At 69.5% G+C, this 26,891-nt stretch carries 26 protein-coding genes and 4 pseudogenes; 14 read left to right on the forward strand and 16 right to left on the reverse strand.

Translation table 11 applies throughout. The annotated features are described in order from the left end of the window. Positions 1-356 precede the first annotated feature (356 nt). Positions 357-1,019 carry an HSP18 transcriptional regulator gene (locus ACZ45T_RS32505; protein WP_468447765.1) on the reverse strand — a complete coding sequence of 221 codons (663 nt, stop codon included), beginning with the start codon at positions 1,017-1,019 and terminating at the stop codon, positions 357-359. 129 nt (positions 1,020-1,148) lie between these two features. On the opposite strand from ACZ45T_RS32505, the gene ACZ45T_RS32510 reads away from it, so the two are divergent. The 6 genes and pseudogenes from ACZ45T_RS32510 (at position 1,149) to ACZ45T_RS32535 (ending at position 4,361) form a co-directional block, all read left to right on the forward strand. Continuing rightward, positions 1,149-1,583: an Hsp20/alpha crystallin family protein gene (locus tag ACZ45T_RS32510; protein ID WP_468447694.1), complete on the forward strand. Its 435-nt coding sequence runs from the start codon at positions 1,149-1,151 to the stop codon at positions 1,581-1,583. Positions 1,584-1,612: 29 nt separating this feature from the next. Next, positions 1,613-1,881: pseudogene (locus ACZ45T_RS32515) on the forward strand (DUF2267 domain-containing protein); the annotation flags it as partial. Positions 1,882-1,939: 58 nt separating this feature from the next. After that, a pseudogene (locus tag ACZ45T_RS32520) lies at positions 1,940-2,346 on the forward strand (DUF2267 domain-containing protein). Between the two features lie 468 nt (positions 2,347-2,814). Further along, on the forward strand, positions 2,815-3,441 hold the full coding sequence (locus tag ACZ45T_RS32525) for a cytochrome P450 (RefSeq protein WP_468447696.1): 627 nt from the start codon (positions 2,815-2,817) through the stop codon (positions 3,439-3,441). 319 nt (positions 3,442-3,760) lie between these two features. Continuing rightward, positions 3,761-3,970 (forward strand): annotated as a pseudogene (locus ACZ45T_RS32530) (terpene synthase family protein); the annotation flags it as partial. A gap of 28 nt (positions 3,971-3,998) precedes the next feature. After that, the gene (locus tag ACZ45T_RS32535) at positions 3,999-4,361 is read left to right on the forward strand and encodes a terpene synthase family protein (protein WP_468447766.1); all 363 of its coding nucleotides are present in this window, start codon (positions 3,999-4,001) and stop codon (positions 4,359-4,361) included. Positions 4,362-4,900: 539 nt separating this feature from the next. Here ACZ45T_RS32535 and ACZ45T_RS32540 read toward each other — a convergent pair. The 3 genes from ACZ45T_RS32540 to ACZ45T_RS32550 are packed head-to-tail and all read right to left on the reverse strand — an operon-like array spanning position 4,901 to position 9,745. Then, on the reverse strand, positions 4,901-6,166 hold the full coding sequence (locus ACZ45T_RS32540) for an MFS transporter (protein ID WP_468447698.1): 1,266 nt from the start codon (positions 6,164-6,166) through the stop codon (positions 4,901-4,903). 43 nt (positions 6,167-6,209) lie between these two features. After that, positions 6,210-8,210, reverse strand: a complete 2,001-nt coding sequence (locus ACZ45T_RS32545; protein ID WP_468447700.1) for a PEP/pyruvate-binding domain-containing protein — start codon at positions 8,208-8,210, stop codon at positions 6,210-6,212. Continuing rightward, on the reverse strand, positions 8,207-9,745 hold the full coding sequence (locus ACZ45T_RS32550) for an ATP-grasp domain-containing protein (RefSeq protein WP_468447702.1): 1,539 nt from the start codon (positions 9,743-9,745) through the stop codon (positions 8,207-8,209). The genes ACZ45T_RS32545 and ACZ45T_RS32550 overlap by 4 nt, the downstream gene beginning before the upstream one ends. Before the next feature lie 696 nt (positions 9,746-10,441). On the opposite strand from ACZ45T_RS32550, the gene ACZ45T_RS32555 reads away from it, so the two are divergent. Next, a complete protein-coding gene (locus ACZ45T_RS32555) occupies positions 10,442-10,621 on the forward strand; it encodes a hypothetical protein (protein ID WP_468447704.1) in 180 nt (59 codons plus the stop codon). A gap of 281 nt (positions 10,622-10,902) precedes the next feature. On the opposite strand, the gene ACZ45T_RS32560 is transcribed toward ACZ45T_RS32555, so the two are convergent. From ACZ45T_RS32560 to ACZ45T_RS32570, 3 genes are all read right to left on the reverse strand, one after another. Beyond that, positions 10,903-11,811 (reverse strand): hypothetical protein, encoded by a 909-nt coding sequence (locus tag ACZ45T_RS32560; RefSeq protein ID WP_468447706.1) that lies wholly within the window; start codon positions 11,809-11,811, stop codon positions 10,903-10,905. 781 nt (positions 11,812-12,592) lie between these two features. Continuing rightward, entirely contained in the window at positions 12,593-12,886 is a 294-nt protein-coding gene (locus ACZ45T_RS32565) for a DUF4190 domain-containing protein (protein ID WP_468447708.1), read from the reverse strand. Beyond that, positions 12,886-13,071 carry a hypothetical protein gene (locus ACZ45T_RS32570; protein WP_468447710.1) on the reverse strand — a complete coding sequence of 62 codons (186 nt, stop codon included), beginning with the start codon at positions 13,069-13,071 and terminating at the stop codon, positions 12,886-12,888. The genes ACZ45T_RS32565 and ACZ45T_RS32570 overlap by 1 nt, the downstream gene beginning before the upstream one ends. Before the next feature lie 100 nt (positions 13,072-13,171). On the opposite strand from ACZ45T_RS32570, the gene ACZ45T_RS32575 reads away from it, so the two are divergent. Then, entirely contained in the window at positions 13,172-13,795 is a 624-nt protein-coding gene (locus ACZ45T_RS32575; protein WP_468447712.1) for a TetR family transcriptional regulator, read from the forward strand. A 273-nt stretch (positions 13,796-14,068) separates the two neighbouring features. Here the strand turns inward: ACZ45T_RS32575 and ACZ45T_RS32580 are convergent, their stop codons facing one another. After that, positions 14,069-14,713 (reverse strand): TetR/AcrR family transcriptional regulator, encoded by a 645-nt coding sequence (locus tag ACZ45T_RS32580; RefSeq protein WP_468447714.1) that lies wholly within the window; start codon positions 14,711-14,713, stop codon positions 14,069-14,071. A gap of 124 nt (positions 14,714-14,837) precedes the next feature. Between ACZ45T_RS32580 and ACZ45T_RS32585 the strand changes: the two genes are divergently transcribed. Both ACZ45T_RS32585 and ACZ45T_RS32590 read left to right on the forward strand, forming a co-directional pair. Beyond that, a complete protein-coding gene (locus tag ACZ45T_RS32585; protein WP_468447716.1) occupies positions 14,838-16,529 on the forward strand; it encodes an ABC-F family ATP-binding cassette domain-containing protein in 1,692 nt (563 codons plus the stop codon). A 53-nt stretch (positions 16,530-16,582) separates the two neighbouring features. After that, the gene (locus ACZ45T_RS32590) at positions 16,583-17,500 is read left to right on the forward strand and encodes a Vgb family protein (RefSeq protein WP_468447718.1); all 918 of its coding nucleotides are present in this window, start codon (positions 16,583-16,585) and stop codon (positions 17,498-17,500) included. Between the two features lie 208 nt (positions 17,501-17,708). Here the strand turns inward: ACZ45T_RS32590 and ACZ45T_RS32595 are convergent, their stop codons facing one another. Next, positions 17,709-18,302 carry a hypothetical protein gene (locus tag ACZ45T_RS32595; protein ID WP_468447720.1) on the reverse strand — a complete coding sequence of 198 codons (594 nt, stop codon included), beginning with the start codon at positions 18,300-18,302 and terminating at the stop codon, positions 17,709-17,711. Further along, the gene (locus ACZ45T_RS32600) at positions 18,299-18,583 is read right to left on the reverse strand and encodes a hypothetical protein (protein WP_468447721.1); all 285 of its coding nucleotides are present in this window, start codon (positions 18,581-18,583) and stop codon (positions 18,299-18,301) included. Before ACZ45T_RS32600 ends, ACZ45T_RS32595 begins: the two co-directional genes overlap by 4 nt. 401 nt (positions 18,584-18,984) lie before the next feature. Here ACZ45T_RS32600 and ACZ45T_RS32605 point away from each other — a divergent pair, with 401 nt between their 5' ends. From ACZ45T_RS32605 to ACZ45T_RS32615, 3 genes are all read left to right on the forward strand, one after another. Then, complete coding sequence (locus tag ACZ45T_RS32605; protein ID WP_468447722.1) at positions 18,985-19,488, forward strand: GNAT family N-acetyltransferase; 504 nt, start codon at positions 18,985-18,987, stop codon at positions 19,486-19,488. Positions 19,489-19,986: 498 nt separating this feature from the next. Next, on the forward strand, positions 19,987-20,529 hold the full coding sequence (locus ACZ45T_RS32610; RefSeq protein WP_468447724.1) for a hypothetical protein: 543 nt from the start codon (positions 19,987-19,989) through the stop codon (positions 20,527-20,529). Positions 20,530-21,038: 509 nt separating this feature from the next. Beyond that, positions 21,039-21,830, forward strand: coding sequence for an IS5 family transposase (locus ACZ45T_RS32615; RefSeq protein WP_468447726.1), 792 nt, complete (start codon positions 21,039-21,041; stop codon positions 21,828-21,830). On the opposite strand, the pseudogene ACZ45T_RS32620 reads toward ACZ45T_RS32615, so the two are convergent. The 3 genes and pseudogenes from ACZ45T_RS32620 to ACZ45T_RS32630 all read right to left on the reverse strand — a co-directional run bounded on the left by ACZ45T_RS32620 (position 21,787) and on the right by ACZ45T_RS32630 (position 23,743). Then, a pseudogene (locus ACZ45T_RS32620) lies at positions 21,787-22,322 on the reverse strand (hypothetical protein). The gene ACZ45T_RS32615 and the pseudogene ACZ45T_RS32620 overlap by 44 nt on opposite strands. Positions 22,323-22,456: 134 nt before the next feature. After that, positions 22,457-23,125, reverse strand: a complete 669-nt coding sequence (locus tag ACZ45T_RS32625; RefSeq protein WP_468447728.1) for a hypothetical protein — start codon at positions 23,123-23,125, stop codon at positions 22,457-22,459. A 435-nt stretch (positions 23,126-23,560) separates the two neighbouring features. After that, positions 23,561-23,743 carry an MmyB family transcriptional regulator gene (locus ACZ45T_RS32630; RefSeq protein ID WP_468447730.1) on the reverse strand — a complete coding sequence of 61 codons (183 nt, stop codon included), beginning with the start codon at positions 23,741-23,743 and terminating at the stop codon, positions 23,561-23,563. A 186-nt stretch (positions 23,744-23,929) separates the two neighbouring features. Between ACZ45T_RS32630 and ACZ45T_RS32635 the strand changes: the two genes are divergently transcribed. Further along, the gene (locus ACZ45T_RS32635; RefSeq protein ID WP_468447732.1) at positions 23,930-24,469 is read left to right on the forward strand and encodes a 2'-5' RNA ligase family protein; all 540 of its coding nucleotides are present in this window, start codon (positions 23,930-23,932) and stop codon (positions 24,467-24,469) included. Between the two features lie 63 nt (positions 24,470-24,532). Here the strand turns inward: ACZ45T_RS32635 and istB are convergent, their stop codons facing one another. The 3 genes from istB to ACZ45T_RS32650 all read right to left on the reverse strand — a co-directional run bounded on the left by istB (position 24,533) and on the right by ACZ45T_RS32650 (position 26,864). Then, on the reverse strand, positions 24,533-25,324 hold the full coding sequence (istB, locus tag ACZ45T_RS32640) for an IS21-like element helper ATPase IstB (protein WP_468447734.1): 792 nt from the start codon (positions 25,322-25,324) through the stop codon (positions 24,533-24,535). Further along, the gene (locus ACZ45T_RS32645; protein WP_468447736.1) at positions 25,321-26,280 is read right to left on the reverse strand and encodes a Mu transposase domain-containing protein; all 960 of its coding nucleotides are present in this window, start codon (positions 26,278-26,280) and stop codon (positions 25,321-25,323) included. The genes istB and ACZ45T_RS32645 overlap by 4 nt, the downstream gene beginning before the upstream one ends. Positions 26,281-26,378: 98 nt before the next feature. Then, entirely contained in the window at positions 26,379-26,864 is a 486-nt protein-coding gene (locus ACZ45T_RS32650; protein WP_468447738.1) for a DUF4265 domain-containing protein, read from the reverse strand. Between the last annotated feature and the right edge of the window lie 27 nt (positions 26,865-26,891).

The following is a 26,891-nucleotide window of genomic DNA, read 5'->3' on the forward strand; positions in this document are numbered from 1 at the left end:
TGCTCGCAGCACCGGTCCGGGGTGTCCATCGGGCCCAGCGGTCGCCCCGAGCAGACCCGTGCGGATGCGGCGGTCAGCTGTCCGGGCGTGCGGTGAGTCGCAGAAGGTGACCTCGGTGAGATCGACGACGATCTCGTTGGGGCAGTCCGGCTGACTCGTAGGACGACGCTCTGCTCTCCGGTCTCCACCCGCACGAGCGGGGCGTGGTCTTCCTAGTCGTCTGCGCGCCCCGGCGGGTCCCGGCAGTGAAGGGGAGTCCGGGTCCGGGGTGTGGCCAAGCGTGTTTTCTCCGCGGTCACTCGCTCACCAGTCGTCCTGACGTGTCGCGCAGCGCCGTCGTCGCCCGGGACTAGGGGTCAGGTGTTGCGCTCCTCGTTGCTGTCGCGGCGGAGCTGGTCGGTGTGCCGGGTCAGGGCGTCGAGGCGGTCGGCGAGGTCTGCGTCTTCGGGCCGCAGGTGGGCACGCGTATCGGTCAGGGGCTGGACGAGGCGGGCTGCGTCGTTGTCGGCGAGGGCCAGGGTCAGCTCGCCCATCGCGCCCTCGGACGCGGCGGGCAGGTCGGTGAGGGAGGTGATCTGGCCGGCGAGACGGCGCAGGTCGGCCGCGTTCTCGCGGGCCCAGGCGGTCACGGTGCGGTCGGCGGCGCGTGCGTCGCGGGTGGCCTGGACACGCTGTTCGCCCGTGCTTCCGGCCGCGCCGGGGCGCAGCCGCAGGTAGCGGCGTTCGGCGGCCTGGCGGCTGGCGACCCCGAGAGGTCCTGCGAGATCGGCCCAGCTCGCGCCTTCGCCGCGGGCGGTTTCGATCAGACTGCTCTCCCAGCCTGCAAGCTGCTCACGGATCTCCCGCAGCATCAGCAGCGCCGCCAGGGCGGAGTGCGGGCCGGGCGCCTCCCCGGCACCCGCGTGCGGCGTATCCGCAGAGGCCTGCCGGGCGTCCGTCACGGCCTGGCGGATCGTTTCCAGCGCTGCCGCGGCAGCAAGGAAGGACACCCGCTCAGCGGATTCGGCAACCTCGTCCATGACACTCCCAGTCACCCTTGTCATCGTCTGGACGACGTCCTACTTGTCGTCGTTTCGATGACATGTTCAACGGAAGCACGTAGAAGCGCATTGGCAGTTCCTGCCTGAACCAACTGGAGGTGTTTCGCGATGTTGATGCGCACCGACCCGTTCCGCGAGATGGACCGGCTCGTCCAGCAGCTGTCGGGTACGTCCGGGACCTGGTCGAAGCCGTCTGTCATGCCGATGGACGCCTACCGTGAGGGCGACGAGTACGTCATCGCCTTCGACCTCCCCGGCGTCAGCACCGAGGCGATCGACATCGACGTCGAGCGGAACATGCTGACCGTCAAGGCCGAGCGCCGCCCGGTCGCGAAGTCCGACACCGTGCAGATGGAGCTCTCCGAGCGGCCCCTCGGCGTCTTCTCCCGGCAGATCGTGTTGGCCGACACCCTGGACACCGAGCTCATCCAGGCCGACTACGAGGCAGGTGTCCTGACCCTGCGCGTCCCGATCGCCGAGCGAGCCAAGCCGCGCAAGGTCACCATCGGCCGCGCCGACGACCGCAAGCAGATCTCCGGCTGAACCATCGGCAAAGGGGGCGGGGCGTCCCCGTCCGCGCCCGGCTCGCGGCCCGACTGCCTGAGACGTACGCCCTGATCCTCCTCAACCCGCTCCAGGCCACCGAACCGCTCTCCCGCAACGCTTCGTGCGCGCGACGGCGGCCTGAATCGAAGGAGCCACCGAGGCCACGGCCCTGTGGGACATCGGCGCCGTACTGTCTGCCGTGGCCACCGCCGCGGGCGACGCCCCCACCCACGACATCCTCTTCCAGCTCCCACCCGGCTACGAGCTCCTCTTCGGGCGCTCCCAGCCCACCTGACCCACGACCCCGAACCCCCGCAGAGAAAGGCCGGCGACCCGAACGGTCCCTCACTGCCATGACGTTCGGCCAGATTCTGGAGCGCGTCCGCTACGAGGGCGCCTACACCACTCGTGAACGCGCAGAGAACGCGGTCCGCGCCGTGTTCACCGCTCTCGGCCGCCAAGTGACGGGCGACGAACGCGTGGACCTCGCACGATGCCTGCCCGTGGAAGCGGCCCTCGCGCTCACCGCCTCGCCCCCCGACAACGAACGGCTCACTGGCTGGGGCTTCGTCAAGGACCTCGCCGCCCGCACCGGCCTCACCCCCGCCGTCGCCCGGTGGGACACCGGCGCCGTCCTCGCAGCCGTCGCCCCATCGCCGGCCCAGACCTGCTGGCCCGACTGCTACGGCAACTCCCCGACGGATACGCCCTCCTCTTCGGCCAAGTCGAGCTGCGACAACGACAGGCTCAACCTGCCTGAACTCGGTCGCGGTGGCACCGTGGCCGCCACAGGGGCTGCGCCGCGCGCAGACAGCACCACCCACTCGGCTCAGCCGCCCGTCCTACCTCGATGACCGATTCCCTTTGCAGATCCACCGTGCCTCCTGATGGTCCACCGTGTCTCCGGATGCGTCACCGCCCGCCTCGGCCCGACTCACCAGGACACCTTCCGCCCCAATGTCTGCCGACCACAAGCGCCCACCCGCGCCCCGGCCCGCCCGGCTCGGTTGATTGCGTCGCGCAGGCGGTCGGCGGGTGGCGTGAGGGTGAGCGGATCGGTGTGGAAGCAAGCATGTACCGGCTTGCGGCCCAGGTGGTGGCGCGGCGCTGATCGCGGCCCCGGCCGTCGCGCAGTACCGGGGCGGCGAGGCACCAGGGGATGACTTGCTGTCCCTGGTGATGGCCGCCGCCGACGACGACGGCCGCCCGCTGGACGATACGGAGGTACGTGATCAGGTTCTGTCGGTGCTGGCCGCGGGCGTGGAGACCCACCGTTTCCCTGCTCGCCTGGACCCTGCACGCCCTGGCCGACCACCCGGAAGTGGAGAGCCGGCTGTGGGCCGAGCTGGACCGCGAGCTCGCCGGAAACGCTCCCGTCTTCGCCGACATCGAGCGCCTGTCCTACACCCGTCAGGTCCTCATCGAGGTGCTGCGGCTGTGGCCGCCCACCTGGATGCTCAGCCGCGTCGCCTCGGAGGAGACCGTGCTCGCCGGTTTCACCGTTCCTGCGGGCGCGGATGTGATCGTCTCCCCCTACGCCCTGCACCGTGACCCGGCCGTCTTCCCGGACCCGGAGCGTCTCGACCCGGACCGGTGGCTGTCCGAACGCGTCACCCCGGCCCAACGCCAGGCATTCACGGCCTTCGGCGGCGGGCGCCGCAAGTGCCTGGGCGAGCACTACGGCATGACCGAAACCGTCCTCGCCCTCGCCCTCGCCACCATCAGCAGCCGCTGGCAACTACGCAAGGCCAGTGCCACACCACTGCGACCACTGCCCCGTTTCCTCATCACTCCCAAGGCCGGCCCTCTGGTTGCGACCCGCCGCACGGCATCAGCCGACGGGGAACATCGGTGATGAGAAACCCCGGCCACGCAGAAGACAGCGCCCCCGCAGGCGGCATAGCCAGGCCGCCCCAGGGACACCCCTGCTCCCTGTGGAACCTGCTCACGTATGCCGACGCCCGTGAGGACCGCATCGAAGTGATCTGCGCCTGGATCGACGTCCTGTTCAGCATCGACGACGTCTTCGCCCAGGCACCGCCGTCCCGGATCCGGCACCTGGGGATACACGAACTGCCCGCCGTCCTCGACGGCAGACCGCCCGCCGTGGACACCGCCTTCACTCGGGCCTTCGGGCAGCTGCGGGACCAGACCCTCCCCCCGCGCCTGAACGGGTGTGGCAGCGCTACGCGCGCACTCTGCACGAGTTCTTGGAGGCCTGCCAGGTCGAGCGTGACCTCGTCCAGGACCGCGCGGCACTGGACCTTCCCACCTACGAGAAGCACCGCAACAGCTCGATCGGAGAGTGCTGCTTCCCCCTTCTCGCATTCGGCCTCGGCATCGACCTGAGCGACCGCCTGAAGGAGCTGCCCGAACTACGGCGCCTCAACATGCTGGTGGCAGGGCCACTGGATCGGCGTCAACGACGTCTTCTCCTATCGCAAGGAGCTCTACAGCGGCGACGCCATGAACGAGATCCACCTCGCCCTCGTCGACAACGGCGGCGACCTGCAGGCAGCCGTCGACCGCATCGCCGCGACCGTCCACTACGTCGAAGCCGAGTTCGACCACCTCACCACCCAAGTGCGGGCCGGCGTTGCAAGCCAGGACAGCAGCCTCCGCGCCTACGTCGACGCGCTGGAAGCGATGATCGCCGGAAACCTCGAATGGTCCTACCTCACCCCTCGCTACAACGGTCGCGGCCACCACTGGAACGGCCCTGACCGATGCCACCGTCATCCTCCCCCCCGACCGCACCCTGTACCTGCCCCATGAGCACGCCCCGCGCTGGACATGGGGCGACGCGCTCGCCCCCGGCCAACCGTCGTAAGGGCAGACCCCGAAACGACGGGCGCAACCCGCGGGTGATCTCGTCATGGGCGGAACGGTGTGGCGCAGTCAGGACGGAACGACACCACCCTTCGCGGAGGTTGTAGCGCTCCTTGGCGTTGCTCACACCTGCCTCCCAGGAGCCCCGGCGCCGCCGGCTTGGTACACCGTCAGCCCGTCTCCCCCGCCCAACTCAACGGTCGGGCGGGGCCGGCGCTTCGTGTGCGCAGCCTGGTGGTAGGCCCCCGAACTCCGGACACCTGGCCTCACCGCGCACCTCAGACCGGCGCGGGCTGCGCTGGCCCCAGGGCCCTGTCTGATGGGTCAGGACACGAGTCGAAGCTAGGACCGCGTGCTGCTGGTCGTTGCGTACTGGCCGAACAACCTGACGATGCGGCAGCTCGCGCTCCTGCTCGTGTCTCGGAGTCAACGACCGAACCGCGCCGGGCGCTGGTGGCGCGGCGCGCGTGGCCAGTCGCGCCGTGTCAGGGGTGATCGGCGGCCGGACGTGCCCTGTCCCGGCGCAGTCGCCGCAGGGTGACGCCCACGACGAGCAGCAGCAGGCAGGTGCCCGCCGCTGCGTGCACGAGGAGCGCGTCGAGGCGGTCCGCCGCCAGGTAGGCACCGACGGCCAGCGCCACCAGCGCGCACACGCCGCGGTCGATGATGGACTCCACCGACAGCAGGGTCGCCCGGTAGGGGGTTGGCGGGATGGCCGTGTTGATCAGGTTGCGTTGCACCGGGTACGCGAGGCCTGCCGCGGCGGCGAACACGCACAGCCACAGGATCGTGCCCAGGCCCCCCGAGAGCGTGGTGGCCGCGAGCGTGAGGGCCATGACCACGCTGAGGACGGTTACCGCGGTGGTGTCGGACAGTCTGTTGCGCAGCCAGCCGGTTCTGGCCGAACCGACGGCCTCGGCGACCGTCATCGCCGACAGCACCGCACCGTGGTCGGTGACGGGGAGGTCTTTTTCGAGGAGCAGTGGTTGGAAGAGGTTGACCTGGCAGATGCGGGCGAGCGTGAACACGGCCACGCCCTGCACCATCAAAGGCCCCAGGGACCGTGACGTTGCGAGCACCTTCGCGGCTTGGCGGGCCGAGTTGAGGAGCCCGATGCGCTCTGTCGGCGGGTGACCGCCCGGGCGGGGTGCCTTGATTGCCGGGAGGGCCGCGGCGCAGGCCAGCGAGCCGAGCGTGGAGAGCGCGGTCAGCACGTAGGGGGCCTCGTGCCGGACGTGCATCAGGACGCCGACCAGCGGCCAGCAGGCGATCTTCGCCCAGAGGCCGAGTGCCCGGGCGGTGCCCTCGGCCTGTACGTAGTGCTCGTCCGCGCCGTGTTCGTGCAGGTACTCGTACAGGTAGGCGCTGGAGGCCCCGGACACCAGCGAGCGGGCGGCGGCGATGGCCAGGAAGTGCGCCATGAAGCCCGCGAAGGACGGGGAGGTGACCGGGAGGAGGTTCGCCGCGGTCATCGCGGCCGCCCCGAGCTGCATGCAGCGGCGCTGTCCGATGCGGTCGGCGATGAAGCCGGTGGGTATCTCCAGCAGGCAGAACGCCACGTAGTACACGCTCTGGATGCCGAAGATCTGGCTGTCCGACAGGCCCGCCTGCTTCTGGTACTGGTAGAAGACCGGCATCCACCACAGCAGGTTGAACAACAGCTGGAATGCGTTGTTCAGTCGGATCACGCCGAGCACCGCGGCGGGCGGACGGACGCGGCGTTTCACGCGGGTACGCAGGGAGATGGGCATGGGCGACCTTCGGGTGGGACGGTACGCGGGGAAGTACGGACGGTCAGGCGCTGTACGGGCGCAGCTGGAGGATGTGGAGCGCGCCTTCCGGCCCGAGCAGCCATTCGATGTCGAGCGGCCCCGCGAAGGTGTAGTCCGTGGCGAAGTGGGACTGGAGCAGGCGGCCTGCCAGCGCCAGCCGGCCCAGGTGGGCCCGCGTGCCCTGGGTCAGGTCCTCGTTGGCGGCGCCCAGTGAGATCGTGCGGCCGCCGCCCTCGACCGTGTTGTACAGGTATTGCAGGGGCATCGTCCGGCCGTCGACGACATCGGCTGTGGATCCGTGCGCGCAGTTGAGGTACACGTTGCGGAAGTCGGCCCGGTTGGTCGGATTGCAGGTGACCATGACGCCTCCGAGCGGGGACGGCTCGTAGCGCTGGACGATCACGCCCATGTAGGTGTCGTCCAGGGAGATGCCGGCCTGATGGCGCAGCCGCACGCTGCGCGGGGAGAGCAGCGAGGCCCATACCTGGCGGATGGCGTCCAGCAGCCCCGGCAGGTCGGTGACCTTGGTGTGGGACTCGTAGATCCCGGCCGCGGAGAAGCCTGGCAGGTCCTCGGCGTTCGAGGAGGACCGCACGGCGAAGCGGCCCGTGCCCGCCAGATGCTCGACCAGCTGGGTGTCCAGGGCGCGCACCAGGTCCTCGGGCACCGGGAGGGTGCGCACCAGGTGCTGCAATTGGAGGCAGACCGTGTCCACGGCGTCCATGGAGCTCAGCTCCAGGGCCATCTTCAGCTTGCCGATGCTCTGTTGCACGGCGGGCGAGGAGTCCAGGAAGCGCTGTTGGACGGAGAAGGGGACGGCGATGCCCGTCGGCGCCTGGACGTGCCGGGTCAGGAACTCGCTCGCGTGCTGGGCGAGATCGCCGTCTTGGGGCATCTCCAGCCGGGCGGCCAGGTGAGTGAGCAGGTCGGCCCGGGGTGGGCGGGGCACGGAGTAGTAGCCGGTCAGCCTGCCCGATCCGTGGCGCAGTACGTGGTGCAGTTCCCCGAGGTTGGCCGCTTTGGTGCCGTAGCGGTTGCGGTCGCCGGTGCGTAACGCGGACAGCGGCACGAGCGGTACGTCCGTCACGTGCGGGGTGTCGAGGCGGACCCGCTGCGTGTGCCAGGTCGGTTCGGCGAGGTCCGACGGCTCTTCGGCGGGTTCGATGACGAACCCGTCGGCGGTGACCTCGTAACGGATCCAGGCGCCGTCCAGCTTCTCGTCGGCAATCGTGTCGAGGACTCCGCGGACGATGGCGTTGGGGATGCCCCAGCCGGCCGCCAGCATGTTGGTGTGCGACAGCGGAGTGGTGGGATGGGCGTTGATCAGACCGGCGAGCCGCGGGATGTCGTCGGGGACCACCGGCATGGCGACGATGTCGTACCAGGTCAGGTCCGCGCGGGCGGCCAGGTATTCCTCGGCCGAGGTGAAGGCGCGGAGGCGGCCGGTGGCCGAGGCGAGCGTCAATGGCACGAAGGGCGCGGTCGCCAGGAGCGCGTGACCCCGTGCTCGGGGCACCACGGTCTCCGGGACCGCCGCGAGGGCGTTCTCCTGGCCGTGGTTGGCCGGCTTCACCAGCAGCTCCAGCGCGGGATCGAGGTGAGCCCGTACGAAGGCGTGGAACTCGATCAGCAGGTCGGCGCCCATGGTGTCGGCTTCGGTGGTCTCCAGGACCATGAACGGCTCGTCCCGCTCCGGGCCGCCCCGGGAGTGCAGCGACAGGACGCCGAGCAGGAAGCGCCGCGCGGGGTTCTGGTAGACGTCGTGGTTGAAGCGGTCGAGTTCGTCGTCGAGCTGTTCGAGGGTAAGCCCCTGGATCTCGGTGGCTATGTAGTTGACGTGGAAGGAGTGCACGGCGCTGTCGAGGACGTGCCAGAGGCCCTGGTCGCGATCCACGATGACCTTCACGTACGGGTGGCCGCCCAGCACCCCGGCCAGCTGCTCGAACAGAGGAAGGGTGAGCAGGGTGTCCACGGCGGCGCCCCGGGGGGACGGCGCGGCAGTGATGGTTCCGGGGTTCGTCATGCGGTGCTCCCGGGCGTCGAGCGGTCGGCGGACAGGGCGGACGGTTCGGTGGGGGCGGCGGTGGGGGTGGTGGTCCGGGCGAGGGACGGGGCGGTGAGGGCGTTCGGCAGGGCCGCGAGGATGCGGCCGCAGTCGGTTAGCAGCTCCGGTCCGGACTCGGCGGTTAGGAAACACAGCGCAGCCATGGAATTGGCGCCTCCCGCCTCCTCGTACGGCGGGATGGGGCTGCCCGGCGCGAGACTGTGCTCGCGCACCGGCTCCACGCGGGATCCCGGTGCGACTAGGGCGGGCCAGTCGACCGCATCGAAGTCCCAGGCTGGGAGTTCGGTCCAAGGCCGGCCCTCGGGGTCGACGGCGAGGACGACGAGGGATCCGGCGGCGCCCTCGCCCTCGGTCAGCATCCGGTGCGGGTAGGCGACCTCCCGGCCGAGCAACTGGCGTACCAGCATGCCGATCATGTCGAGCCCGAAGACGGTCTCCACCTGCCGGGTGGTCATCACCCCACCGAAGCGGGCTGCGGTCTCGATCAGCCACATGGCCCCGTCCGCGCCGAGTTTGATCTCGGTGTGGGTGGCGCACGTGTCGAGTCCGAGCGCGTCCACGGCGGCGCGCGACACCACCTCGATCCGACGCTGCAACGCGTCCGGGAGGGCGGCCGGAGCCAGGCTCGCCCGCTCGGTGAAGGGCGCGATGGTCGGCATCCGCCCGGTGATGCACAGCGGGTGGTAGTGGCCGTCGGCGACGATCCCCTCCACGCTGACGTAGTCGCCCCACCCGTCCCCGTCGAACCAGTCAGAGGCCTCTCCGGTCACGATCTCCTCCAGCAGGAAATCGCTGACGCCCTCATCCGCGGCGTGCAGTTCCGCGTAACCCTGCGCGGAGGAGGATTCCATGACGGAACGTCCGGTCTTCCAGGCCGCCTCGGCCTGCTGCTCGTTCCACACGGTGAGGTGGGCTGTGGAACCCGCGCTCCAGGCCGCCTTCAGGAGGAGCGGCGGCCTGAGGGTGTCGAAGGCGGCCGTGATGTCCTGCGCAGTGTGGACCTCCGCGAACCCCGGTACGGGTAACCCGGCATCACGCCAGATCCGGCGCATCAGACGCTTGTCCCGCGCCCCCGCGACCCGCTCGCCGGCACCGCGCAGACCCAGCCGCAGGCTCGCGTGGGCGACGGCCACCACGGCGTACTCCGACAGGGTCAGTACCGCCTCGGCGCCGACGCGGCGGGCATGGGAACAGATCAGATCGACCAGTTCCACCCCCTCACCCGGCGGGGCCGTGGTGACCGACGCGCACCGAGGCCGCCACACCGACTCGGTGATCCGGGGCAACGGCGCGAGCGCCAGGAGGTGCACCTCGGCGTGGGCGGCGATGCGCGGGAGCGCGTACTCCAGAGGAGGGCCGCCCTTGGCGAAGACGAAGAGGATCGGGGTCATGGTGCTCCTGAGGTCGAGGAGGACGCCGCGTGGCGCAACGGCGTCGTCGGCGGACGATCCGTAGGCGGTGTAACCGCGTACGGACCGGGGTAGCTGGACCACGACGGAAACGGCGGACGCACAGATGTACGCCTACTCAGTTAGCTGTTCGCCAAACAACCGTGCCCACCAAATGGGGCTGGTATGAGGGTGTTTCAGCCATCCGCCCAGGGCCCGTGAGGGTCACCCGTCCGCGGGGCGACGGCGAGCTGACCGGTGGAGTCCGGTTTCAGCGGCGTACTGCGGCCGACCGCGCGCAGACCCTGACCCTGCGATGAGGCGGCCGTTGAGGCGTTCGAGCGGCTGGGCGGGGACGCGTGGGCGCGCCGCCCGGTCGTCGGGACGGGCGGTTGCGACGTCTTCCGCATCACCACTACGGCGTAGCCGCTGGAGACCGCCCGCTTCTACCAGGAGGCGTGGCACAGCTGGCTGATCGCCCCGGACGCCGGCCATTTCACCCCCAACGGCGGAGCGCGCCCAGTACCGCGTGATCGTCCTTCAAGGCCACGTGATCCAGGCGTAGGAGCGTGTGCAGAGCGGGCCGAACGCGCCGTGCACCATTTCCCTGCCCTTCGGCGGAGTCGGCCTCCCCAACAGAATGGCAGTGGGTGGCCAAACCGCACCCCTAGCACTGGTGCCGCCCAGCCGCGCATCGCCGCTCGGCGCGACGCCAGAGAGTGGCGGGAGGGACGTGCGCCCTCGACGCGTGATCCTCTAGGCGAATACTTCCCTGTCCGAGGCTGGTGCCAGACTGGCACCATGAACGTGGGGGATGAGATCACGCAGCTGTCGTGGGCCGATGAGCTTGCGCAGGTCCTTCGGGACGGCTCGTACGGCATGGGCGACCAGGACCTGACGTGGGTGGAGGCGCTGCAGCAAGCGTACGTATCTGGACGAATACCACAAGGACGCATGGATCTGCGACCGTACGGCCGCTGACCTGGTGCATTTGGTGTGGCACGCGCGAGACGGCGTACGGTCGCTGGGCCCGGAAACAGCCGAGGTCGTCATCGCGCTCCATAACAGCCTTGTGCAGTACGAGCGGTGGGGTTTTCGCACCGACATCGTGCAGGCGATTGCTGCTCTTCCCGCCCTGGCCGCCGCCTATCCTGCGCACACCTTGCAGCGACGGCGCACCCAGGACATGCTCCACAAGGTGGCCGCCCCCGTCGGCAGGCGTACCTGGTACACGGAACTGGAGGGACGATGGTCGCGGGCTGTCAGGAGACTGACGTCGGTACGCAATGCTCTCGCGCACGGCGGCCCGGTGACACGACACCTCGATGAACCGACAGGACTTCTTCATACAACGCATCCGCACCCTTGAACTTCGTTCCGTGTACCTGCAGGGCGGCCGGTGCTTCTTTGGTACCCGCCAGATCCGGCGGTCGGTCGAGCAGGCGGACCGTGAGTTCGACATCATGGCGCGTCTGGTCGAGCGGGGCGCGATCCGTGGTGTGCCAGGCGCCATCGCCAGGAGCGGCGTCGTAGGAAGGGGCGGGCCGGCGCCACTGCCATTGCCATAGCCGTCGCCACAAGTGATGCCGGGCAGGGGCGGGGGAAGCGCTTTGGGGCGGCGGGGGCCTGGGGGGAGGAGCGCCGCTGCCGCCGGGGAGAGGGCCGGTAGGAGGGCTGGGAGGAACGGAGAGCCGGGACAGCCAGGCCACATCCGGGTCGGAGCAGACCTTGCTCTCGGGCACCTGAACGGGGGTCATCGTCGCCTTCAGGTCGATGATGCGGCGGGTGACGAGGTCCGGAAGGGCCCTCCGCAGAGGATAGGGACGAACCACGTCATAGACCTCGCCGTCGCTGGTTACACGCTCACGCAGGTCCGCGTACGCGCCGTCGAGGGCCTCCGCGAGGACTTCTGTGTACAGAGCCCGATAGCCACTACTCGCCTTTGCTGGGTCGGCGATCTCGTAGGCGGGCTCACCGAGCCGACAGGCGTAGAAGACGTCCACGGCACCGGTCTGGGCGATGGCGCCCACCGGAAGGTTGGGAAAGATGGCTGAGCCGGTCACATCGTCTGCCTGGATGTTCGCCGGCGCCGTTCGGCAGGCATCCGACACCAGAACGACGTGAGGAATGCCGCAGCGCTCGGCGAGCCGCATGCTGCGCGCGACGTTCACGGCCTCGTTCGGGTTGCCCGGGGCATCGGAGAGCAGCCAGTATTCGCTGCATTGTTGTTCACCCCATGGCCACTGAAATATATGACCAGCTGTTCGACCGTATGAAGTTCCACATACCTCTTCACGGCATCGAACACATCGGACTCGTGTACTGGGACGCCGTCCTCGTCAGAGAGGACTCGGCCGCGCTTCTCGGGGATGTGCTGGTCCTTTACCCAGTGACGCATCGCGTCCAGGCCTTTGGTGACGGCCTGCAACTCGGGCAAATCTCCCGATCTGCTCACGCCGATCAGCACTCACGCCGATCAGCACTACTGCACGTTCCATGGCCCCTCTGTCCACATCCGCTGGTAGCGCCCGCTCCGGCGGTTTCCAGCATCGGGTCAACGCGTGGCGGAGGAATCGCGCACGGGATACCCGCGAGTACATCCTGCGCGGAGCGAGTGTCCAGGTCGCGCGCGATGGTCAACTCCGCGGTGTGGCGACGGTCCTTTGAGTCCGCCAACCCTTACGCGCCACCGGTGCGATCGATCAGGTCGAGCTTCGGGTGTGAGCGGTCACCGGGCTGGCGCTCGCCAGCTCGCCGGGGTAGCGGCGCAGGGTTGGGTGGTCACCAACACTTCCGCTCACCTTTCAGTTCACACCCGGCAAGCGGTGATCGCATTCTCGCGTCCTCGACCTCGACCTCGACCTCGACCTAGACTTCGACCTCGACCTCGACCTCGACCGGGGTGATCGGGCTGGCGGGCGGGCGCCGTACACGGACCAGGTGACCGTCACCTCAGGTCAGGCTCCACGACCACGTGTCGTCGGCGGTGACGAGACAGGCGAGGACCACGAGGTCGGCTACGCCCAAGGCGATGCCCAGGCGGGCGCGGCCCGGCCTGGCGGTCTGCCGCCACAGGGCGAGGGAGCCGAGAACGACGGCGATCGGGCCGAGCACCAGGTTCATCACCAGGAGGCCGACCAGGCCGAGGACGAACGCGATGACCGCCATCGCGTCGGCGTCACGGTAGCGGCCACGGGTACGAGGACGGGCATCGGCCGGGACCTTGACGTCAGTACGCGGGTTCATCACAGACCTCCCTGGCGATGGTCGGGGCGCCCGGCACGGTGGCCCGACAGGCGCTCGCGTGCGGCGAAGAGGGCCAGCCAGAGCGCGATCGCGAGGCCGGCAGCCACGCTGACCGGCACCGGCAGATGGGCCACGGCGCCGAGGACGACGCCCAGGACGAGCAGTGCACCTACGAGGAAGAGCACGGGAGTACCTCCCACTTTCAGGTAACAGTTGTTCACCGACTACCCGGTCCAATCCGTCTCATGCTGGCGGCCGTTGACTGTGACGCGGTTGACTCCCTTCATGAGTCCGAACACCGGTGTCCGCGAGGCACAGCGCCGCCGCACCCGACGCGCGCTCCTCGACGCGGCCCTGGCCCAGTTGGAGGAGCGGAGCCTCGGAACCCTCGGTCTCAGGGAAGTCGCCAGGCACGCCGGGGTCACCCCCACCGCCTTCTACCGGCACTTCCGCGGCATGGACGAGCTGGGGACCGCACTCGTCGAGGAGGCCTTGGCCAGCCTGCACGCAACCGTACGGGGCGTCCTCGCGTCGAACGGCGACGCCGCTCGACGCTCCGACCGCGCGGTGCAGCTCGTCGCCGAACTCGTCCGCAGCCGCCCGGCACACGTCCGCTTCCTCGTCCGGGAGCGGCACGGCGGAGTCGCGGCGGTGCGCGAGGCCATCGCCGGACAACTCGACACCTTCGCAGCCGAGATCAGCGCCGTCCTCGTGGCCGACCCGCTCAGCGAAGGCTGGGGAACCGCCGACGTGACGATGCTGTCCCGGCTCCTGGTCGACCACATGTTCATGACGGCCTCCGCGTGCCTCACCGCCTCCCTACGCGGCGAGGACTGGTCCCCCGTCCTCGCGACAGCCCGCGACCAGCTCCACCTGATCCACCTCGGGCGCGAGCACTGGCATGGCTAGGCCGTGTCCGCAAAGTCCCGCCGGAGCCGTACTCGCTGCCCGCACCCTGCAACGGGGCGCCCCCAGCTCAGACTCCGACCAGCCAGACCAAGCACAGACAGGATCCACCCCCGACTGGATCAGCGAGGCTCTGATTGGGCTCAGACGATCCGGTGACACGGGCCTTCAGAGCACAAGGTCAGCGGCCCGTAGTACCGCTCGGCGTCCTCGCTCAGGCCTACCGCCTCCGGCACCGGGACGGCAGCCGGCCGCCGACCGCCGGTTCGTCCGGGGTCAGTGCGGCGTGCCGAAGGCGCCGGCGCGGGCCGCTGCGGCGGCGGCTCGAGCGGCGCGGTGCGGCAGCGTCGGGTCGGGGACGGCCCGGAGCAGCAGCAGTTCGTGGTAGAGCGGGGCGGTCGCGGCGACGAGCAGGGCTCGGCTGTCGGCGGGGCCGGGCAGTTCGCCCCGGTCGGCTGCCCGGGTAACGACCACCGCACATCGCGCGTAGCGGTCCTCCCAGAAGCGCGACAGCGCGGTCGCTGCCTGGGCCGATCGGAACCCGGCGGCGATCAGGGCCGTGGTGAGGTTCGGCCTGCCGCCTGCCAGCGCCTCGTACACCTCCTGGTTGAGGGCGGTCAGGTCGTCCTCCAGCGACCCGGCGTCCGGTGGGATCCACGTGTCGTCGGACGCGGCGTCGAGTACGTCGGCCAGCAGGCTGCCGACGTCGCGCCAGCGCCGGTAGACGGTCGTGCGGTGGACGCCGGCGCGTTCGGCGACCACGTCGACTGTCAGCCCGTCGTACCCGGCCTCCAGGAGCAGTGCGCCCACCGATTCCAGCACCTGGGTGCGGACGCGGGCGCTCCGGCCGCCCGTCCGGCGCCGCCTCGCGGCCGGTTCCTGTCGGCCGGAATCTTCGCTTGCCTGCGCGGGGGAATCCATGCCAGCATTTTAACGCAACATCCGTCGCTTTAAGGGAGAACTCCTGTGGTCATCCACCGCGTCACCACCCACCACACCGCCGTCGCGACGACGACCCCCGCCCCCGAACCCCTGGAGCCGCCCTGTGACCGCACAGCTCACCGCGTCTGACCTCACCAAGTCCTACGACGGCCGCCTGGTCCTCGACTCCGTCGACTGCTCTGTCCCCGTCGGCGAACGCCTCGGCATCGTCGGCGAGAACGGCTCCGGCAAGTCCACCCTGCTCCGGCTGCTGGCCGGGGCCGAGCGCCCCGACCGCGGCGAGGTCGTTCTGCGCGCCGAAGGCGGCGTCGGCTACCTCGCGCAAGAGGAGGACCTCCCCCCGCACCTGACCGTCCAGCAGGTGGTCGACCGCGCCCTCACCGAACTGCGTGCCCTGGAGCGGCGCCTGCGCCGGCTGGAGGCCCGCATGGCCGGCGGCGACGCCACTGCCGAGACCCTCACCGCGTACGCCGACACCCTCACCGCCTTCGAACTGCGCGGCGGGTACGACGCGGACGCCCGTGTGGAGCGTTCCCTGCACGGCCTCGGCCTGCCGGCCCTGCCCCGCGAGTGCACCGTCGGCGGCCTGTCCGGCGGCGAGGTCGTACGCCTGCGCCTCGCCGTACGGCTCACCGCCGCCCCGGAGGTGCTGCTCCTCGACGAGCCCACCAACCACCTTGACGGCGCCGCCCTGACCTGGCTGGAGGACCACCTGCGCGCCCGACGCGGCATCACGGTCGCCGTCTCCCACGACCGGGCTTTCCTGGAACGCGTCGCCACCTCCCTCCTGGAGGTCGACGGCGACCTGCACAGGGCCGTGCGGTACGGCAACGGCTACGCCGGCTACCTCGCGGAGCGCGCCGCCGAGCGGCGTCGCCGCGCCGAGGCCCACACCGCCTGGCGGGCCGAGGCGGCCCGGCTGCGCGAGGCCGCCGCCGTCACCGCCCGCCGGGTGGCGCCCGGCCGGGCCTTGAGGGACGGCAACAAGATGGCGTACGACCGCGCCGCCGGCCGGGTCCAGCAGTCCCTTGCGAGCCGGGTCCGCAACGCCGAGGAACGCCTCGCCCGGCTGCTGGCCCAGCCAGTGCCCGCGCCCGCGGACCCGCTGCGGTTCACTGCCGTACCGCGCACCGCCACCGCCACCGCCACGGCTGCCGCCGGACCTGGGACGCCCGCCGGGCCGGCCGGGTCCGGCGACACACGACGGGTGCTGCTGGCCGCAGCGGGCGTCGCGGTCGAGGGGCGGCTCGCACCGGTGGACGTGACCGTGCCGGCCGGCGGCCGACTGCTGGTCACGGGCCCGAACGGGGCGGGCAAGAGCACCCTGTTGCACGTTCTGGCCGGCGTCCTGGCCCCCGACCTGGGCCAGGTCGTCCGGCACGGCCGGACCGGGCTGCTGGCCCAGCACACCGACGTCGGCGCGATCCGCGGGACACTGCTCGCGGCCTACGCCGAGGGCCGCCCCGGGACTCCCGAGGAGCACGCCGAACGGCTCCTGGCCTTGGGCCTGTTCACCCGCGACAGGCTATCCGCTCCGGTCGGCTCCCTGTCCGTCGGGCAGCGGCAGCGGCTGGCCCTGGCCCGCCTGGTCACCGAACCGGCCGACGTCCTGCTGCTGGACGAACCCACGAACAACCTCTCCCCCGCGCTGGCGGAGGAGCTGGAGGAGGCGCTGGCCCGGTTCGCCGGCGCGGTGGTCGTCGTCAGCCACGACCGGCGACTGTGCGCCCGCTGGTCGGGCAACCGGCTCGCCCTGCGCGCCCCGGCGCCCGCCGCAGCCGGCGCCTGCCCGTGACTACTGGTCAGCCGCTCCGCCCCCGCCCCCTCCCCGTCGAAAGGACGTCTCCCTTGACCACCTCCGTGCGCCCGCTCGGCACCCTCGCCCTCCCCACCGTCGGCTCCGGCCCGTACGCGCTCGCCGCCGGGCCGGACGGCCACCTGTGGTGCACCCTCGTCCACGCCGGGCGCATCGCGCGCCTCGCCCCGTCGACCGGGCGCGTCGAGGAGTTCGTACTGGACTCCTCCGACTGCGGCCCCACCCTGATCGCCGCCGGACCGGACGGCGCACTGTGGTTCACCCGGTACCGTGACCACCGGATCGGCCGGATCACGGTGGACGGCGAGACCCGCTCGTACGCGCTTCCCGGCGACGCGGGCGGGCCCTACGGGATCGCGGCCGGGCCCGACGGCGCCATGTGGTTCACCCTGACGAACACCGACCGCATCGGCCGGATCGGCACGGACGGCGAGGTCCGCGAGTTCCCGCTGCCGTGCGAGGGGGGATTCCCGTCCTTCCTCACGGCGGGACACGACGGGGCCCTGTGGTTCACCCTCAACCAGGCGAACGCGATCGGCCGGATCACCGTCTCCGGCGAGGTCCGGATCCACCCTCTGCCCACGCCCGGCGCCGCCCCGGTCGGGCTCACGGCCGGCCCGGACGGAAGCCTGTGGTTCGCCGAGATCGGCACCGGGCGGATCGGGCATCTCACGACCGGCGAGGCAGGCGTGGAGATCGCCGAGTTCGCGCTGCCCGAGGCCGACTGCCGCCCCCACGCGGTCGCGGTCTCCCCGGACGGGACCTGCTGGTTCACCGAGTGGGGAACCGGCCGGATCGGCTCCGTCACCCCGGACGGGAAGATCACCGAACACCCGCTCGCCGCCCCCGACCGCGAACCCCACGGGCTGGCCTTCGGCCCGGACGGCACGCTGTACGTCGCCGAGGAACGCAGCGGCATCTCCCGGTGGGAAGTGCACCACGCCGCCTGAGGAGCCCCCGCGACATCGTGGGCATGAGGCCGACGCCCACACCTGGATGAAGAACTGGGAGATCCTCCGCGACTCCCCCCAGAAAGGAGACGGCCTTCCTCACGTCGTCCAAGCCGTCGCGACCATGCACAACCTCGCCATGGCACAGCGAACCAGCCTGTCAGCCAGCACGCCGGCCTGACCACACCCAGCCTTCTGCAACAACCCTTTAGCTGCCGGGTTCGACGGGCCGCTTGTAGTACCGCCACGGGAACCATCCCGCGCCGACCGGAATCCATCCTTCCGATTCCAGCCGTCGGTGCCGCGCGGCGGAGGGGAGCGTAACCCGGCAGTGCTCCCAGGGATGGCCGGACGCCTCCACCTCGTGGAAGAAGGGGCCGTAGCCGACCATGTGCCAGCCGTCACGGCCGGCCTCCTCCAGAGCGGCCATCTCGTTGAACGCGGTCAACCCGCTGAGGGTGCGGCGCTTCGGGGCGTTCGACCCCTCGGCGAGCGGTGCCGACGGACCCACCCCCGCGGCCTTGCTCGCGAAGCGCTGCTGGGCGGCCTGTCGGCTCACTCCCAGGACGCGGCCCACCGTGTCCCAGCTGTGGCCGGCGGCCCTGGCGCCCTGGACGGCCTCACGCAGCAGCCGACTTGCCTCCTCCGCGCCGACGCGCGAGGCGTCCACCAGGCGCAGGTACCCGTGGGCGTCGTGTTCGAGCGAGTCGGCCAGCCCGTCGGGGGCGCCGAGGATGGCTGCGGCGATCCCTTCCCGGATCCGGTCCATCTCCGCCGGGTGGAGCAGTGGTTCGTCGCTCATCGGCGCAGTCCGGCAAGGGGTTCGAGGGCGTCGAGGACTGCCTCGTCGCGGCGTGCTTGCTCGGCGGAGTTGCGGGCCGCCTCCCTGGCGGCCAGGGCGGCCGTACAGGCGATGAGTGCGAGGCCCCCGACGATCAGGGCGACGGTGGCGAAGGTGTCGAGCCGGCCGCCGGACATCACCGTCATGGCCGGCAGGCTCACGGCGAGCGGCAGTACGGCAGCCATGGATGTGGTGGCGGGAAAGAGGTCCCGGTGCCGGGCCTTCAAATTCAAGATCAACATACGTCAAGGAAACCTTGACGCGGGCGGCTTGTCAAGAATTCCTTGACATCCGTGTCCGCGCCCGGGCGACCAGCAGCAACGAGGGCGCCCGCCTTCGGCAACGTCCCCAAGGCCGCCTCCTCGCCCGATGCCCGTTGCTGGTGGGCCACAAGCGCCGCACGGCGCCTCGAGCACCTCCCCTACATGGCGCGCTCCGACGCCCAGGCCACAGACCGAGAAGAACAACGCGCACAAGCCCCTGGCGTTGAGAAGCCGTTGCCATACCGATCACGGAGTCTGTCGATCGAACGGGAGTCTCGATCGGGTGATCGCGGGGACTGCCCGGCATGAGAGCAGGGCCTGGCGGTGTACGGGGAAAATCCAGAGGAGCGGACGGCCGCGCGCTGCTACGGTCGGGCGCTATGCGCTGGCTCCCCGATAACTTCGTCCATCCCGTCCTGGTACCGCTGCCGGGCAGTGGTCATCACCTGCGGCCGATCCGGGAGACGGACACCCCGCTCGACTATCCGGCTGTAATGGGTTCGCGCGAGCGACTGTGGACCATCTACGGCCCAGCCTGGGGCTGGCCCGCGGCCACCATGACCTACGAGGCCGACCAAGCCGACCTGTTGCGGCACGAGAAGGAGATCGCCGCACACCAGTCTTTCAACTACGCGTTGTTCGACGCGGCGGAGACAGCTCTGCTCGGCTGCGTCTACATCGACCCCCCGGAGAGGGCCGGCGCGGACGGCGAGATCTCCTGGTGGGTGGTGGACGAGCTGGTGGGCAGCAAGGTCGAGCAGGCCCTCGACGAGCTGGTGCCGCAGTGGATCGCCGCCGACTGGCCGTTCGAGCAGCCGCGCTTCCTCGGCCGAGAGATCTCCTGGTCGGACTGGCTGGCCCTGCCGGAGCACCCGGACGCGTAAGTGGCTTTTATCGTAATGCTCTGGGGATTGGTGCTGTCGGCGTACACCCGAATGTGCTCAGGCAAGTACAGCTGAACCTGCACAGGTCCTTCAACGATGTCTGTCTGTTGGTCAGTACGTCTGGTCGACGGTTTCGGATGCCGCGGGGGCGCTCGCGGTGTCGACGATGTTTGGGGCTCCTGCGGTGTTCTTCCCGCGTCGGCGATTCCGGCTCCTCACGGTCGTTCGACCTCGCTCCACGTGGAGTTGCCCGCGTGGGCCAGCGACTTCCGTATTGCCCTGCTGCGGGAGGCCAGTCGCGGTCCTCCTCAACCAGCCTGCTGAGTGTCTCGGCCGGCCGGCGGGCTGTCGCGATCTCCCACGGGGTTGCCTCATCATGCTTGAGAGGTAGGCGGGCTCACCCGAGGGGGTGGCGCAAGACGAGACTCTGGCAGGACGCCTGGCGTGGGGTGCAGGGCGAAATCTTGAGGCAACGTACACGCCATTCGGGAGGTTGCCATGGTTACTGGGAACACGCTGTCCGCCAACGCCGACGTCGCTTCTAACGCGGTGCCGCGCTGGGTGAACCGGATGGCCCATGCCGTACCGGTGGCCGTCCTGCCGTCGGGGTTGTGGCGGATGGCCATGGCCGTGGGCATCCCGGTTGGCTTCAGCGGGCAGCTGGCCAAGGATTGGCAGCCCGGCCTGGAAACCTCCTCCTACATCACCCTGTTGACCCTCTTCACCGAAGGACTTGCACTCCTCACTATCGGTCTGGTCAGGCCGTGGGGCGAGACAGCCCCGCGCTGGATACCGTTCCTGGGCGGCAGGCGCATCCCGATATGGGCGGTGGTTGTTCCAGCGACGCTGGGGGCACTCGCGGTCACCGCGCTGTCCTTGCAGATGTTCTGGGGAGGCGCGCCCGCCGACGTGGGTGGGTCCGAGGCTCCCCACGGCGTGGCCGCGTGGATCATGAATGCGTGCTATGTGCCGATGCTGCTGTGGGGACCGCTACTCGCCGTCGTCACGGTTGCCTACTACGTCCGGCGCCGAAATGTCTGATCAACGCCCCCCTGCGGCCGCAGCTCAGCACTCGCCGAGACCGACTTCGACGCCTTCCAAAGGGAAGGCGTCGAAGCCAAACAGTAAGTCAGCTCCTCCTGCTGCAGAAGGTGCTGGTCCCACAGCTACCGACGATGGATCAGACAACCGCGGTCCGACCCGTCGCCGCTCGCGTGCATCGTCGCTGAGCCCATATCGAGAGTCGTTTCGCAGAGAGACGGGCTGAGCACGTTCACACGTACCACGCTGGGCACATTGACGAGTACGCCGACAGGTGCTCGAACGGCCGTCTCGATTGGGTGGTCGTCGGGTGCTCGGCGCATACGAGGAGGGCCTCCTGAACAGCTCGCTGGTGTCGAATCACCGAGCATCAGGAGGCCCTGGTGTCGCAGTCTTGCGTGCCGATGCCCGTGCAGTCCACCGCGGGCACTCGGGAGTGTGACTGTCTGGCTCACCGGTTCGGAAACGCTGCCGACAATCGCCTGCGAGAGCGTCGGTATCCGAGCGACATGACGGACGCGGAGTGGGTGGTGGTGCGGCCGCTGCTGCCGGTGCCGGGTTGGATGCAGGGCCAGGGCGGGCAGCCGGAAGCGTACTGCCACCGGGCGATGCTGGACGCGATCGGCTATCTCGTGGACAACGGCATCAAGTGGCGGGCGATGCCAGCCGACTTCCCGCCGTGGGACCGGGTCTATGCGTTCTTCCGGCGCTGGCGCGATCGCGGCCTGGTCCGGGAGTTCCATGACCGGGTGCGCGGGCAGGTCCGGGAGAGGGCAGGGCACGATGCCCTGCCGACGGCTGGGGTGATTGATTCGCAGTCGGTCAAGGCGGATGCCGTGGTCGGCGCCGGCACCCGTGGCTTCGACGGCGGCAAGCTGGTCAACGGACGCAAGCGGCACGTCGTGGTCGACACCCTCGGCCTGCTGCTGGGCGTGATGGTCACCGCTGCGGATGTGGGCGATCGCGCCGCTGCCCACATCCTGCTGGAACAGGTGGCTGCCGCTCACCATCGCCTGGCCCTGGTCTGGGCCGACGGCGGCTACACCGGCAGTCTGATCGAGCACTGCCTGGCCGCGTTCGCCCTGGTCCTGGCGATCGTCAAGCGCAGCGACAGCATGAAGGGATTCGTGGTGCTGCCCAAGCGGTGGATCGTCGAGCGTCTCTTCGCGCACCTGATGCGAAGCCGCCGCCTGGCCCGCGACTTCGAGCGTCGTATCGCCAGTGCCGAGGCGATGATCTACTGGTCGATGGCCGCCCTCATGACCCGCCGCCTGGCCCGGCCACACCGGGGCCGAGGGTGAACCGGCCGGGTGCGGGCTCGGCCAGCCAGCCTCGGGCGACCAGGCGTTTCGCCTTCGACCGCAATGCCTCCACCCGCGCCGGCACCACGTCCATGCCGAACACTGCGGCCATTTCCTGGCAGGTCAGCGGCCCCTGGCCGAGACGGACCCGGTCCGCGACGGCTTGAAGGATGCGCTGGTAGTCGACCGACAGCACCGAAGAGGCGACCTCCTCACGCCACACCGGCACCTCGATTTCGGGTTGGCCGCATCACGGGTCGCCGGCTGCCTGTCCGCCTCCCGAGGCCCGGCGGCGGCTCGGGGGCTGGCGTCAGCGGCGCTGTCCGGAGCCAGAACCGTATCGACCCGCCGCCGGGCGATCACCCACTCCTGCCATTCCTCCTCGGCCGCGGCCAACTCGGCCTGAATACGGTCGGCCTCCTCACGCAGGCCATCGACCCGACGCCGAGCAACGAGCTCATGCTGTTCCAGTAGTCCAACGACTGACGGCATTCGAGACCTCCCGGGGAACGACGACCTGACAGGCCACTACTCCCACGGGTCTACCGCACCTATCCGCAACCAGCGGAAACACGCCAATCACACCCGGAAAGACAACAGCTTCTGAGACGCCGGCGGCAGCCCTCTCAACGGGCCTGCGGATAACCGATTTCGGAGATGTCTTCGGCCAGGTCCGCCAGGGTGACCTCTACGTTCAACGACGACACGAGTTCCTGGTCCAGCGGCCGCAAGGCATACAGGTCACTCACCGCTCCCAGATCCACAGAGACCTCGTAGTAGTCCTCGGCGAAGCGCTGGAACGCTTCGGGTGAGCGGTCGACCAGCAGTTGGAACAGACCCGTCGCCCCATCAGGGTCGGCATGGTTCGAGGGGAAGTCGATCGTGCCGTGCCGCCACTGATCATCCGTCCCCTCCCGCCACAAGCAGGCCGACACAACGGGCACGCCGTCCTCGTCGGTGAACGCTGGCTCCTCAACGAAGGACTTGAAGACCTCGGGAACGTCGTCGATCACTCCCGGCCAGGGCTCGCCATCGTGGCCATATGGGCTGATCCGCGATTCGTGGCCGAAGCCACGGACATAGGCCCCAGCCGCCGAGAACACGATGGAGTACTCGTCTCCTGACCCGTTGCGCATCGAGGCCATCTCCTCGCCTGCAGCCCACGCGGCGTTGAAGGAGTAGTACCGGCTTTCCCAGTCCGGGCTCAGGATCGCGTCGAGCATCGCAAGCGAGCGGCACAGGTCCCGCAGGTCAGGGATGGTGGGAAGCTGGCGGGCCACGTCATAGACGGTCACGGGCTCATTCAACCGGATCCCTCTGACATCCACCTCGTCCCTGCCAGCCGAGGGCGTGGTCGCCACCGGTTGACGCCCACGCCGACCGCCGATTCGCCTGGACCGCATGGACGGTCGTGAGGCCCCCTGCCACGTGCACCTGGCTCAGCCTGAGACTCACTTCGACGGCTTCCCACCGTCTCTCGGCTGCCCCCGCGGGTCGCCACCGTACGCGGTCGGCGGAGAGGGACTGCGCGCCGGGCCCCTTTGAAGGCGCTTCGCGCCGCGGCCCGCCCTACGGGGTGGACCACGGACTCCTTCAAACCCTGTCCATAATTACTGTTCGGGGCATTGCCCCATGTGTGTCTGACACAGGTGCGGGGTCGCCCGCGGTGAGGCCCGCACTGCCCGGAAGGTCAGCGCGCGCGGTCGTCGGCTGGCATGGGGGAAGGGGCCTCAGTGGCCCAGGCCAGCAGCATCCGCAGGGCGTCGTGTCGATGGGCTGCCCGGCTCGGCGGCATACGTGATCGAGGCCTGATCGGGGTCGTCCGCTGCGCGCAGGGTCTCGTAGGCCAGTTCCAGATCGCCGACCACCGGATGGTGGAATCGCTTGGTTCCCGAGGTCTTGGCTTCGTTCACTTCAACCGACAGCGTTTGTTCGTGGGTTCCGGCGGCGTTCAGTGATCATCGGCACTCTGGATGTTCACGGGAAATAGCGGCAGCGTCTTGGCCGCCCCGCTCGTCGACCTGCTTCGCAGCACGACGTGATCGTTCAGCGAAAAAGGAGCCGTGCTGTCTGCGGCAGAGGTGACACCATGCGGTGTCATGACAGATGACAGCACCAGTGCGTTTCAGGCGGGCCAGACGGGGCTCATCGTCCGGATCCCGGAGGCGGAGCCGGCCGTCCGCGCGTGGCGTGAACGGCTCGACCCCTCAGCCCAGGCCGGGGTCCCAGCACACGTCACCGTGCTCTTCCCGTTCCTCGACGAGAGCCGAATAGATGCGCTCGTCCACTCCGCTCTCGCGGACGTGCTGGGCAGTCACCAGGCTTTTGACCTCCGGTTCGAGAGCTGTGGACGGCTCCCGGAAGTGCTGTATCTCGTTCCCGAGCCCGACACGCAGTTGCGGCAGCTCACAGAGGCGATCGCTGATCATTGGCCTGAGGCTCCGCCGTATGGTGGCCGGTTTGCCGAGATCGTGCCGCACCTGACCATCGCTCAAGGCCAGGAAGACGCCGTCCTGGAGGAGATCGAGGCCGACCTCGCCGACAAGCTCCCGTTCACGTCTCACGTCTCGTCGATTGAACTCATGGTCCACGACGGCACGAAGTGGCAAGAACGGGCGTCGTTCGCACTCGGAGAATGAAGCAAGTCATGAGGCTTGGCTGGTCCACTGTCCTTTGGAAAGCGGACCAGCAGGGGGCTCCGGTCAGCTGGCCGCGGCTTCAGCTCGGGCTCGTGTGCTGGCGAGGCGGTAGGAGTCGGTGCCGGTCTCGATGATGGTGCCGTTGAAGGTGAGACGGTCGACGATGGCCGCGCAGAGGCGAGGGTCGGTGAACGTCTTGGTCCAACCGCCGAACGACTCGTTCGAGGCGATGGCGACGCTGTTCTTCTCCTCGCGTTCGGTCAGGACCTGGAAGAGGAGTTCGGCGCCGCGCCGGTCGAGTTCCATGTAGCCGAGCTCGTCGATGCAGAGGAGGTCGACGCGGCCGTAGCGGGCGATCGTCTTGGTCAGCTGCTTCTCGTCGGCGGCCTCGACGAGTTCGTTGACGAGCTTCGTCGCCAGCACGTACTTGACCCGGTAGCCGGCCATCGCGGCCTCGGTTCCCAGAGCGATCAGCATGTGGGACTTGCCGGTTCCGGAGTCGCCGATCAGGCAGAGCGGCTGGCTCTTCTTGATCCAATCGCAGCTGGCTAGAGTGTGGATGGCGGCCGCGTCGATGTTCGGGTTCGCGTCGAAGTCGAAGGTCCGCAACGACTTGTCCCGGGGAAAGCCGGCCGCCTTGATCCGCCGCTCCGAACGGCGCCGGGACCGGTCGTCGCACTCGGCCATCAGGAGTTCGGCGAGGAAGCCGCGGTAGGTCATCTGGTCCTTCATCGCCCGATCAGCGATGTCGGCGAACTCGTTCCTGATCGACGGAAGCCGCAACAGGCGGCAGGCGGTGTCGATGGCCGTGTTGGCGGCCTGCTCGGTCAATCCTCGCTGGCGGGGCAGGGTCACTGTGCTTCTCCCTCGCGGTGTTCACCGCCGCTGGCGCGACGGCGTCGGAGCAGTTGGTCGTAGTGGGTCACCGAGGGCAGCGGCCTGGTGTCCGGGGGAAGATGCGCGAGCCGCCACTCGTGCAGAAACGTCACGGTGGCCGCGCCGGCGGGCCCGGCCGGCTCGTCCTCAGCCTGGGCGATCTTGCGGGCTTCCAGCGCGACCGCATCCGCGGTCAGGGCTCCGGCCCGCAGGGCCATCGCGAGTCCGGCGACGAGGTGCTCGTGAGAGACGTGGCGGGCCAGCAGCAGCACCTCGATCAGCGCCCTCGTCCCGGCCGTGTCTCCGTGGGCCTTGACCGCCGCGGCCCACCAGGCGTCATGGACCGGGGTGAACTTGCCCGCCGAGCGAGCCTGTTCGAGCGCGGTCGCGCCGGGGAAAGCACCCGGCTTACGGATCAAAGCCTCCAGGTAGTGGTCCAGATCCAGGCGGCAGCCGCTCTTCGCGATCAAGCGCTCATGCCTGGCCACTTCCACGTTCCGGTCGTAAACCACCAGGTGAGAAGCGTGAAGCACGACCCGGACCCGCTTGCCGATCAGCCGGACCGGCACCGAGTACCGGTTCGTGGGGACCGCGATCTGGCTGTAGCGGTCGACCCTCGGAGTAAACAGCCGGCCCGTCTCGAAAGACTCCTCCGGCAGCGGCATCAACAGCGGCCGTTCGGTCTCGAAGTACTCGTCGATGGTCCGCGGCCGCGAACCGATCCGGCGTCGCCCGTCGTGAAGATCCCACTGGTCGACGAGTTCGTTCAGCTCGGCCAGCGAATCGACCTCGGGCACCGGGGTGAAGTGGTTGCGGCGGAAGTAGCCGATCTGCCCCTCCACTCCGCCCTTCTCGTGGGCGCCCTCGATGCCAGGCCGGCAGTAGAAGCTCTCGATCCCGATCTTCCGTGAGTTCAGGAAATCCGAAGGCTCCAAAGCGCGAACTCAGGGGCCCGAAGGCGACTATGCCTCGTGAGAAAGGCCAGTTCAGACGGCGGAGAAACAGGTGCTGGGTGGCGGACCGGGGTTCCGGTTCAGGCGGAGAACGGACGGGCGTCAGCCCACTCCCAGAATGCGCCGGCCTCTGTGACCTCGCGTTCCATGACCTCGAACAGGTGCGAGGGGTTCGCCTGCGGTGGGACGTCGACTGCGACGTGGCGGTCGCCGTGCCACTCGCTCAGGAGACCGGCTTCCTTGATCGCGTTCTTGATGCGGGCGATTGCCTGGGGTAGCCGCGCCGGGTCCGGGCTGGGCATGAGAAGCATCCGCAGGACACGGTGCCGGGAGAGTCCCACGACCTCCGTGACCTGGTCATCAGCTGAGAGGGCTACGTAGTCTCCGAGTGCGAGACCGTAGGTGCAGAAGGGTATGCAGGCGATGGCGAACGTGCCGTCGTTGAGCGGCTTGAGCCAGAGCTGTTCCATCTGTCCGTCGAGTCCAAACGGCGCCAGGTCGGCGTGGGCGATGTAGTTGCTGGCGGCACGACCGACAGGATCGTCGTGGACGATGAACTCGGTCATGTGCTCCCCTTGCCCGCATGCGCTTCA

Source organism: Streptomyces sp. NPDC030995, assembly GCF_055571215.1.